Annotated in this window: 14 protein-coding genes; 4 read left to right on the plus strand and 10 right to left on the minus strand. The window is 69.0% G+C overall.

Annotated elements, in window-relative coordinates:
• On the plus strand, positions 1-594 hold the full coding sequence (locus CSW60_RS17055) for a hypothetical protein (protein ID WP_099538415.1): 594 nt from the start codon (positions 1-3) through the stop codon (positions 592-594).
• A 46-nt stretch (positions 595-640) separates the two neighbouring features.
• Here CSW60_RS17055 and CSW60_RS17060 read toward each other — a convergent pair whose 3' ends face one another.
• The 9 genes from CSW60_RS17060 to CSW60_RS17100 all read right to left on the minus strand — a co-directional run bounded on the left by CSW60_RS17060 (position 641) and on the right by CSW60_RS17100 (position 5,399).
• The gene (locus CSW60_RS17060; RefSeq protein ID WP_171012841.1) at positions 641-1,222 is read right to left on the minus strand and encodes an alpha-ketoglutarate-dependent dioxygenase AlkB; all 582 of its coding nucleotides are present in this window, start codon (positions 1,220-1,222) and stop codon (positions 641-643) included.
• A gap of 5 nt (positions 1,223-1,227) precedes the next feature.
• A complete protein-coding gene (locus CSW60_RS17065) occupies positions 1,228-1,614 on the minus strand; it encodes a hypothetical protein (protein ID WP_099538416.1) in 387 nt (128 codons plus the stop codon).
• Positions 1,607-1,900, minus strand: coding sequence for a hypothetical protein (locus tag CSW60_RS17070; protein ID WP_099538417.1), 294 nt, complete (start codon positions 1,898-1,900; stop codon positions 1,607-1,609). The genes CSW60_RS17065 and CSW60_RS17070 overlap by 8 nt, the downstream gene beginning before the upstream one ends.
• Before the next feature lie 3 nt (positions 1,901-1,903).
• Entirely contained in the window at positions 1,904-2,224 is a 321-nt protein-coding gene (locus tag CSW60_RS17075) for a hypothetical protein (RefSeq protein ID WP_099538418.1), read from the minus strand.
• A gap of 99 nt (positions 2,225-2,323) precedes the next feature.
• A complete protein-coding gene (locus CSW60_RS17080; protein WP_099538419.1) occupies positions 2,324-2,719 on the minus strand; it encodes a thermonuclease family protein in 396 nt (131 codons plus the stop codon).
• A gap of 8 nt (positions 2,720-2,727) precedes the next feature.
• Positions 2,728-3,582, minus strand: coding sequence for an HNH endonuclease (locus CSW60_RS17085; protein WP_099538420.1), 855 nt, complete (start codon positions 3,580-3,582; stop codon positions 2,728-2,730).
• Positions 3,583-3,637: 55 nt separating this feature from the next.
• Complete coding sequence (locus tag CSW60_RS17090) at positions 3,638-4,015, minus strand: hypothetical protein (RefSeq protein ID WP_099538421.1); 378 nt, start codon at positions 4,013-4,015, stop codon at positions 3,638-3,640.
• Between the two features lie 125 nt (positions 4,016-4,140).
• On the minus strand, positions 4,141-4,515 hold the full coding sequence (locus CSW60_RS23715; protein ID WP_201723079.1) for a hypothetical protein: 375 nt from the start codon (positions 4,513-4,515) through the stop codon (positions 4,141-4,143).
• A gap of 74 nt (positions 4,516-4,589) precedes the next feature.
• Positions 4,590-5,399, minus strand: coding sequence for a hypothetical protein (locus CSW60_RS17100; RefSeq protein WP_099538422.1), 810 nt, complete (start codon positions 5,397-5,399; stop codon positions 4,590-4,592).
• 98 nt (positions 5,400-5,497) lie between these two features.
• Here CSW60_RS17100 and CSW60_RS17105 point away from each other — a divergent pair, with 98 nt between their 5' ends.
• The 3 genes from CSW60_RS17105 to CSW60_RS17115 all read left to right on the plus strand — a co-directional run bounded on the left by CSW60_RS17105 (position 5,498) and on the right by CSW60_RS17115 (position 8,938).
• Positions 5,498-5,734 (plus strand): hypothetical protein, encoded by a 237-nt coding sequence (locus tag CSW60_RS17105; protein ID WP_137803669.1) that lies wholly within the window; start codon positions 5,498-5,500, stop codon positions 5,732-5,734.
• 253 nt (positions 5,735-5,987) lie between these two features.
• Complete coding sequence (locus CSW60_RS17110) at positions 5,988-6,974, plus strand: ArdC family protein (RefSeq protein ID WP_099538424.1); 987 nt, start codon at positions 5,988-5,990, stop codon at positions 6,972-6,974.
• A gap of 137 nt (positions 6,975-7,111) precedes the next feature.
• Positions 7,112-8,938 carry a ParB N-terminal domain-containing protein gene (locus CSW60_RS17115; protein ID WP_099538425.1) on the plus strand — a complete coding sequence of 609 codons (1,827 nt, stop codon included), beginning with the start codon at positions 7,112-7,114 and terminating at the stop codon, positions 8,936-8,938.
• 217 nt (positions 8,939-9,155) lie between these two features.
• Here CSW60_RS17115 and CSW60_RS17120 read toward each other — a convergent pair whose 3' ends face one another.
• A complete protein-coding gene (locus CSW60_RS17120) occupies positions 9,156-9,395 on the minus strand; it encodes a hypothetical protein (RefSeq protein WP_099538426.1) in 240 nt (79 codons plus the stop codon).
• Positions 9,396-9,422 lie beyond the last annotated feature (27 nt).

The raw sequence follows: 9,422 nt of genomic DNA on the forward strand, positions 1-9,422 counted from the left end.
ATGGCCGTCGCGGATGCAAGCGTGTGGATCAATCTCGCTGCCACCGGCTGCGCGGACAAGATTCTTAAACTCTATGGCGGGCCCCTGGAGATCACCCAAACAGCGCTTGCTGAGTTGGAGCGGGGGCGGGCCAAGGGGAGGCAAGCCGCAGACGAAGTTGCGACCCTTCTGCACCTTGGACTGATGCATGTCGTCGACCTCGATCCTCAGGATGCAGATCTGTTCCTGAGCCTGGTGGCCGGCGATGCTGCCCAAACCCTCGACGACGGCGAGGCGGCGACACTCGTCCATGCCCACCGGGTTAGCACCACAGCCTTCATCGATGAGCGCAAAGCGACCTCGCTAGCGGCTGTTCGCTTTCCGGGTCTTTTAGTCGCTTCGACGGTAGATCTCCTTTTTGAGCCCGCCGTGCGCGGCGGGCTCGGCGAAGCGGTTCTTGGCGATGCCCTGTATGGCGCTTTGATAGACGCTAAGATGCGGGTCGCGGCGCATCATGCGCCGGAAGTGGTTGCATGTGTGGGTCGTGAGCGCGCGGAATCCTGCTCTAGCCTCCCGGCAAGTGTGAGGCGGGCGCTCAAAGCGGCTGCCACCTGATGTAGCTGACCTACGAGCATGCGGTCGGTGGGTGGCGGATGGCGTTCTAAGTTCGAACTGTGCGGAAGGTCACCGAGTAGCGCAGGACGTCGACCTCCGGGATGCTGTGCTGCCAGTCGCTGCGCGCCGGGCCGCTCATCAGGTAGGCCGAGCGCGGCGCGGCGATGATCGAGGCGCGGTCCCATATGTCGGCGACCTTGCGGCGCAGGCGGAACGTGCAGGGCGACAGTAGCGAGACCCCGGCGATGGCCACGGCCGGCGGCCGGTCGCGATGCCAGCCGATGCCGGCTCCGGGCGCGTATTCGGTGACCAGGGCGTGGCGGAAGCTTTCGACGGACAGGCCGGTGAACGCCGCGACCTTGGTGAGCAGCGGCGTGAGGAAATCCGGAACGCCTTCGCCGGTCTCGACCATGGCGCCGTCGTCGCCGCGTCGCCAACCGAACGCGGCGATGCGCCGGTTGCCCAGGTAGCCCAGATGCTCATAGGGCTTGAAGTCGAGGCCCGCGAACTGGCGGACCAGGGCGCGCTCCTCCTCGGGAGTGATCAGGTCTGGCTGGTAGCGGAAGCCGTCGGGCATCGGTCGGCGCGGGGCCAGCGGCAGGTCGAAGAGACTGGGTTGCAGGTCCATGGCGTTCATCCACCAGCTTGCCGGCCAGGCGGAGCCCAGCCGTAACCGTAGTCGGTGGGGTTCAGGCCGACGTCGAGCAGGAGGGACACGGTCGCCCACCGGCGAGCCTCCGCGTCGCCCGGATCGATCACCCCGGACATCGTCATGATCGGCATGCGGCCGGGGCATCGCGGACAGGGCAGACGGGCCTGGATCTCGGCCATGGTGCAGTTGAGATAACGCCGCGCCCGACCCAGCATCGTGTCCCGGCGCCAGGTCTTGCCCGCGCCACAGTACTGACAGCGAAAGCCGATCTCCCAGCCACGCTCCAGCGCGTCGATCAACCGCGCGCCGGCGAAGGCCGGATCGAGCCGCGCGGCCTTGCGGCGATCGGCATCGCTCGGCTCAGGCATGGGGCGGCGGGTCAAGACGCCGGATGGCGCGCCAGTACGACCAGGGCTTGGCCCTGACGCGCTCCATCTCGAACCAGCCTTCCTCGCCTTCGAATTCCGGCACGTGCTCAGGCGAGACGAAGCCGACCCGCGAATTGCCGCGGCCCGTACCGTCGGGATGCAGGAAGTGCAGGGTCCTGGAGGTCTTGTCCGTGGTGTCGACCCGCACGCGGGTCAGCTTCATCACGCGGCGGTCGCTGCGCGACACCGCCGGCGCGACGTACTGAGAAGGGGGCCGGATCGACATGGCTCAGTCGTAGAGCGAGGCGGCGAAACGGGTCTTCAGGCCCGAGCAGCCGGCCGGTCCAGGCCAGACCTCGAAGCGGCCCTGGCGTCGACCGCAGGGACAGCGCAGCCGATCGGTGAAATTGACGATTGAGAAGTCGCCCAGCCGGCGCTCGAGCCAGGCTGTCGCGTCAAACTCGGCCATCTCGCCGCAGCCGCAGATCGTCCGCAGATGACGGTCGGGCGCGACGCACTCGGCCAGGGTCTCGATGTCGGCCTCGAAGGGAACGTGAACTGAGGCGCAGGCGTGCGGCGTCGCACGCGAAATCGCGGGTTGGGATGGCATAGGGAGCTCCGATGTTCCTTATATGTTCCCCTTGAGGCCGAGAGAGTCAATCGGACTCATCGCGCGCTGGCGTCGCACCTGTGGGTCGCGTGTGGATGACTACGGGCGGTGCCAGGCGCCGCGGTTGGCGCGCCGCGCCTCATCTTCCGCCGCCGCATAGGCGCCCTTGCTGTAGCGCCGGTATTCGGTCGCCAGTCCCGACCGGATCAGGGCCGCGTTAATGTCAGGGGTGGCGTCCGACCAACACCGGCCGACGAACCGGCCATAGCGATCGCGCTCGACAAAGCGACAGCCGACGCGACCGCGCGTCAGGCGGATCAGCTCATCCCGCGCTTCATAGGCCAGCGGCTCGGCCGGAGTTTTGCCGCGCCTAACTTCCGGCGCGTCGACGCCGAACAGGCGCACGCGCTCGGAACCACAGCGCAGGGTGTCGCCGTCGTGAACGTCGGGGGCGTTGCAGGCGATGATGGCGGTGAGCGCGGCGGCGATGATCATGCCCGCTTCTAGTCGCGTTCGGCGCCGTCACGGAAGTCGGCCTCGTCGTCGTTCGTCCATCCCCGCCGCTGGGGGTATTTCCCGTCGGGATAGAGCGGGCTGCGTCCGGCGTTGTCCTTCATCCAGGTCCGGTAACCCTCGACCGAGGGCGTCACCAGATTGATCGTGTGTTCGACGCCGAACAGGCAGATCACCGCGTAGCCCTCGCCGCTGGGCGTCAGCAAGAAGTCGGTCTCGTAGATCGTCTGCTGCGGGTCGCCCGAGGCTGGCAGGGTCGTGGCCTCCTCGTCATAGATGCGTCGACTCAGGACGGGCCAGGTCGGGCCCTGGCCGAAACGCGCATAGGCGCGGATCGGGTCGAACTGCGGGTGGTCGATGCCGAATTCCTCCCAGCCTGGAACATGGCAGACCCGCAGGGCGATCAGCTCCAGGGCGATCTTGGCGATCAACCTGGAAAACAACCGCTGATCCAGGCGTGGGGGCTCTTCATGGATAAAGAGCCCACCGAGGCCATTGCTCAGGGCGGCCGAGACCATGGGCGCAGCGCTCATCTCGGTGACGGCCAGCACCACCTCGCCGGCGTTGATGCGAAAGGCGGCCAGGTCCGCGTCGATGTCCTCGAAGCGGCCAAGCACCGGCATGAGGCGCCCCCGCTTGGTGGGCACGCCCTGCCTGGCGCGCAGCTGCCGCAGCGAGCCGGTCTTGAGCAAGGGGCCTTCGACCTTCACGGCGAAGTAGTTGTTGCAGCCGTCGCAGACGACGCCGGCCGGCAGCACGAAGCTGCGATTGCCCAAGGCCTCGGGAATGGCGTGCTCGACGCTGCGCGATCGCGAGGAGTCGGCCTTGCAGAACAGGCAGCGCATGGACACTTGATCTCCGATCCCATCTTAGCGGCGGGTGTCCCACCGAGGCGGCGGCTCAGCCGCTCCGGCGGATCTTGTTCAGGACGAAGGTGGCTAGGATCACGACGCCGAACCAGACCCATACGGCGTCGGGCGGGAATTTCATCGCCATCAGCACGAAGGCGCCGCCGAACATCAGCACGATGGCCAGGAGGCCAAAGCCCAGGCCGAACGCTAAGTCGCCCACGACCGAGCGGCCGACCGGTTCGATCGAGTCAGGACCTGCGCCGCGCGGACGGACCTCGACGTCGGCGGGGTCCAGTCCCAGCTTGGCGGCCTTGCGACGCTGGTAGCGCAGGGAGCCGCGCGAACGTGGGCCCTGGCCGGCGTCGGCCAGCGCAGCCTGCACGAAGAGCCAGGCTATGACGGCCAGGATCATCACCACGATGGCCATCGTCCAGGACTCCTATCGCGTCGTCACGATCATCAACGCCACGCGGGGCAGCCGGCCGGAGCCATCTCGCCGACGAAACCCTGACGCCCGGGTGATGGCTTTCATGGCCAAGGCCGGACGCCTGCTTATTTGCGTTTCGGCGCGCTCGGCTTGGCTGCTGGCGGTTTCGGCGCCGGCTTGGCCGCGGCCGGCTTTGCCGCCGGCTTCGGCGCGGGCTTGGCCGGGGCCGGCGGTTTGGCGGGCTTGGCTTTTGGGGCGGCCTGGGCCAGCGCCGAGGCCGCCGCCGTCTTCTCGGCGGCCGTCGACTTCGGATTCGACAGGACCTTGCTGGCCTTCTTGGCGGCGGCGGGGCTCGTGGTTTCGTTGGCGGCCGACGATTTGGGGCCGGCGCGCTGGGTCAGGGCCGCGCCGGCCGCGCTTTTTTCCGCGGACGTCGACTTCGGATCCGAAAGCACCTTGGCCGCGTCGCTGGCGGCTTTCTTGCCGGTCTTCTTAGTCATGGAGCGCCCTTTTCCGGGAGGTTAACCACGACTAGCGCGCAAGTCGAGATGCGCGGCCGTGGGGCGCCTTCAGGCTATCGTGGCGGTTGGCGCTCGGCTTTGTAATCGAAGTGGCTGGAGATGCTGCGCACCAGCGGGGTCTTGTGGAACGCCCATTTGGGATGATCGTCGAGCACCTGGACGAAGATGTCGCCCAGCAGGCCGCCGTCGAACGCCTCGAACGCGCAGGCCAGGCTGATGTCGAGCACCTCGGCGAACTGCGCGTTGGCCTTGTTGAGATCGCCCACGCCCTCGAAGCCGACATACTGGCCGCGCTCGAACCGTCGAAGGTCGACCCCGACGCCGCCGGTCGAGGCGTGGACCCGCGTCGACAGTTTCTTGTAGAGATTGGTGACCTTGTGGACCAGGCCGGCCGCCTCTTCGGCGGCGATCAGCCGAGGCCGCAGGCCGTCCACGATGTCACGGAAGCGCGCGGCGCCGAGGTCGTCGAGGAAGTCGAGCTTTCGTTCGACCTCGCCTTCGGGCTCGACGCTGTCGCACCACCAGGCCTTGATGCTGGCTTCCAGCAGGAAGCGCATTTCGCGGTGGGCCGGGTTCAGCAGGCCTTCGCGAATGTGGGCCATGGTGGCCACGGCCGATTCAATCAGCAGATCGGCGATTCGGATGCTGAGCCTGGCCGCTTCGAAGGTCGGTGATCGGGTCGACATCAGGCTGATGGCGTTGAGCGCCAGCCCATAGTCGCCGACCAGGGTTTCGGTCCTGCGGCAGGCGTTCAGGAACGGCTGCGACTGGCGCAGCGCCGCGTGGGCGTCCATCGCGGCCTGCCGCGTTTGCACGATCTCGGCCAGATGTTGGGCGAGCGGATCGTCGGAGGGCTCAGTCATGAGGGCTTCTTCTCCTCGGCGGCAGGTGATCAAGAGGGCGAGGGCCTATTGTTCGGCAGTTGATGACCATACAGGCAGCGAATATTCTGGGTCATGCGATGGACACCTACACCTTCGTTTGCTTGGCCGATAACCAGGTCGCCACGGCGGTCGACGTTCAGGCGCTCTCACCCGATGCCTATGTCGCTCACGCGTGGGGTTTGCTTCGCGAGCATGCCAGCGCCGTATCGGTGGAAGTCTGGCGGGACGACGCGGTGCTGGCGGTGATCGAACGCGACGGGGCTCGCATGCTCTCGAGCACGATCTCGTCGGACGAGCACGCGCCAGAAGCCTGAACAGTGTCCGATACGGCCATCGCGCTGCGCGCGATGACTTTCCTGGTTTTCCTTTCCCCTGAAACGGGGGTGGGCGGCGCGCCCTTCTAGGCCCGCCTTGGTCGGCGGCAAGCCGGCCAGGGCCGGCTCCTCCACTGCGTTTCGGCCCTTCGGGTGCCGCCGTCCGGCGACGGGCCTCTTCGGCCGCTCTTCGCCGCCCACCCCCCTTTCCGGCGAAAGGATGCGGGGTTTTGGGCGGGGAAGGAGCCCGCTCATGCGCCCGACCGGTCAAGGCCGCAAGTCCGCCGCCAAGGCCTCGCCCTCCCGGCGGGAGCCGTCCCGACAAGCTGAAGCCAGCCTCTATGACGAGGTCACCCACCGGATCATCGACCAGCTGGAGGCCGGGCGCCTGCCCTGGGTCCAGCCGTGGGGAACGGCCGGGCGCGCGGCCCTGTCCCTGCCGCGCAACGGGATCACCGGGCGGCGCTATTCGGGCGTCAACATCCTCCTGCTGTGGGGCGCGGTCATCGAGCACGGCTATCCGTCCCAGGGCTGGCTGACCTTCAAGCAGGCCCTGGCCGCCGGGGGCTGTGTGCGGCGCGGTGAACGCGGCACGAGCGTGGTCTATGCCGACCGCTTCACGCCCAAGGCCGAGCAGGAACGCGCCGCGCGTGACGGCGACGAGCCCGGCAAGGTCGCTTTCCTCAAGCGGTTCACCGTCTTCAATCTCGCCCAATGCGAAGGCTTGTCGGGCGTCGATCCCGAACCCGCGCCGCTGCCCGAGCGCCAAGCCGTCCCCCACGCCGAGGCGCTGATCGCCGCCACCGGCGCGGACTTCCGCGTCGGCGGGCCGCGCGCCTTCTATGATCCTCTGTTCGACTACGTGCAGGTCCCGCCGCAACCGGCCTTCACCGACCAGATCAACTACTACCGCACCGCCTTCCACGAGCTGTCGCACTGGACCGGCCACGGCTCGCGGCTGGACCGCGACCAGTCGGGACACCGGGGCGGCAAGGCCTATGCGCGCGAGGAGCTGGTCGCCGAAATGGGCGCGGCCTTCGTCTGCGCCACCCTCGGCATCGTCCCCACCGTCCGCCATGCCGACTACATCGGCGCGTGGCTTGAAGTCCTGCGCGAGGACAACCGCGCCATCTTCCGCGCCGCCTCCCAGGCCTCCAAGGCCGCCGACTTCCTGCTGGCCTTCCAGACCGCGCCGTCGCCCGAGCCTAGCGCGGCGGCGCAATGCGCCATGGCCGCCTGATCCCGCCTTCCGCGCGCCGGGATCAAGCCCGGCGCCGGTCGACCGCGCCAATCCCGGCGCATCCCCGGCCCCGCCCGCAGCCTGGACAGCAACACGGACGGGGCCGGTTCCACCCCTGAGAAACAGGAGCAACCGTCATGAAACTCGCTTTCGCCGACCCCCGCAACATGACCGTCTCGCCGCTCAACATGAACTACGGGCGGCCTGATCCGGACATCGCCGACATCGCCCCGTCGATCCGTCAGCGCGGGGTTCTCCTGACCATGCTGGTGCAGGAAAAGACCCAGGACGGGGCCGTCGTCCCCGGTCACTTCGAGATCGTCGCCGGGCGGCGGCGGTGGTTCGCGGCCATGGCCGCCATCGCCCAGGGCGTCGAGATCGATCCGGTGCCCATCGGCATCCTGGCGCCCGGCGACGACGCCGCCGCCATCGAGGCCTCGCTGATCGAAAACCTCGCGCGCCTCCCGGCCGACGAGGTCACCTGCTGGGAGACCTTCGCCAAGCTGATCCGCAAGGGCCGCGCGCCCGAACAGATCGCCGCCACCTTCCACATGACCGACGCGGTGGTCCGGCGCACCCTGGCGCTGGGCAACCTCTTGCCGCGCATCCGGGGCCTCTATCGCCGCGAGGCCATCGACGTGGCCACCGTCCGCTCCCTGACCCTGGCCACCAAGAGCCAGCAGAAGGAGTGGCTGGCCATGCTGGACGATCCCGAGCGCCGCGCCCCGACCGGCGCCCAGCTCAAGACCTGGCTGTTCGGCGGCGCCTCGATCCCGGCCAAGAACGCCCTGTTCCGCCTCGACGACTACCCCGGCCAGATCATCGCCGACCTGTTCGGCGACGACAGCTATTTCACCGATCCCAACCTCTTCTGGACCTGCCAGAACCAGGCCCTGGCGGCCAAGCGCGAGGCCCTGTTGGCCGACGGCTGGAACGCGGTGGAGGTGCTGGAGACCGGTCGTTCGTTCGAGTCCTGGAAGCACGAACGGGTCTCCAAGGCCAAGGGCGGCAAGGTCTTCCTGGCCATCAGTTCGCGCGGCGAGGTGACGACGCATGAAGGCTGGCTGAGCGCCAAGGAGGCCCGGCGCGCCGAAGCCGCCGCCGCGAAGGCCGCGCGCGGCGAGGGCGATGGCGACGGTCCGAAGACCGACCGCGCCGAAGTCACCAGCGCCCAGCAGACCTATATCGACCTGCACCGCCATGCCGCCGTGCGCGCGGTCCTGGCCGACCATGCGGGCGTGGCCTTGCGGCTGCTGGTGGCCCACGCCGTGGCCGGGTCGGCGCTGTGGCGCGTCGAGGCCGATCCTCGGCGGGCGGGCCATGAGGCGGTGTCGGCCAGCGTTGAGGCCAGCCCGGCCGAGGCGCGGTTTCGAGCCAAGCAGGCGGGCGCCGCCGCCCTACTCGGCGTCGAAGCCGATGGCGATCTGGTCGGACGGAAAGGCGACGGCGGCGCGGCGGGCGTCTTCGCCAAGCTCCTGTCCTTGCCCGACGCCGACGTCCTGGCGGTCGCCGCCGTGGTCATGGGCGAAGCGCTGGCCGCCGGGAGCGCCGAGGTCGAGGCGGCGGGCCTGCACATGAAGGTCGACATGGCCGCGTTCTGGAGCCCGGACGCGGCCTTCTTCGAGCTGATCCGCGACCGCGAGGCGGTCAACGCCATGCTCAAGGAGGTCGGCGGCAAGAAGGTCGCCGACGGCAATCTGGCCGAGAAGGTCAAGACCCAGAAGGCCATCCTGCGCGACTTCCTCGACGGGACGAACGACCGTCCCAAGGTCGCGCGCTGGACGCCGCGCTGGCTGACCTTCCCGGCTGGCGCCTACACCAAGCGGCGCTTCGCCACCGCCGAGCGGAGCAAGGCGGTCGCGCCCCTGCTGCGTCGGGTCAAGGTCCCCGGCGCGGGCGAGGTCCCGGCCCCGGCCGTGGTCCTGGTCAGCGATCCCAACCCGGCCATCCTCGCGGCCGAATGAGCCGGCGGGGCGGGCGGCGGCTCGCCCCGATCCCTCCAGACCTTGAGCCCCGCGTCCGGCGACGCGGGGTTTTTCCTATGACGTTGGGCGGGCGATGGCCCCCGCGCTTGGCGGCGCGAAGGCGGGGCCGGTCAGGCCTCGAAGGTTCCAGATCAGGGCGAAGACGTCGTCGCCGTCCTGGCCGGCGGCGTGGCCGAAGCCCGACCTTGGAGGCGGGCTAGCCGATGTCGGGATGGGCCAGGGTCAGACCGACATAACCCTGGCCCTTGACCCGGCCGCCGCCGCGCCAGCCGGCGCCGATCTCGATCCCGCAAGCCCGTCCCGTGCGCGGCGATAGACGGGCGAGGACTTGTCGCGGCCGGGCGATCTCGATGGCGGCCAGGCCGTGAGGGTGACAGCGCCGGCCCTTGAAGGCGCCGGCTTCCCGCGCGGGCGGCGTGGCCGAGCGGGCGATCATGGCGGGGGGCCTTGCAGCAAACCGCCG

The sequence above is a fragment of the Caulobacter sp. X genome, from assembly GCF_002742635.1.
GTDB lineage: Bacteria > Pseudomonadota > Alphaproteobacteria > Caulobacterales > Caulobacteraceae > Caulobacter.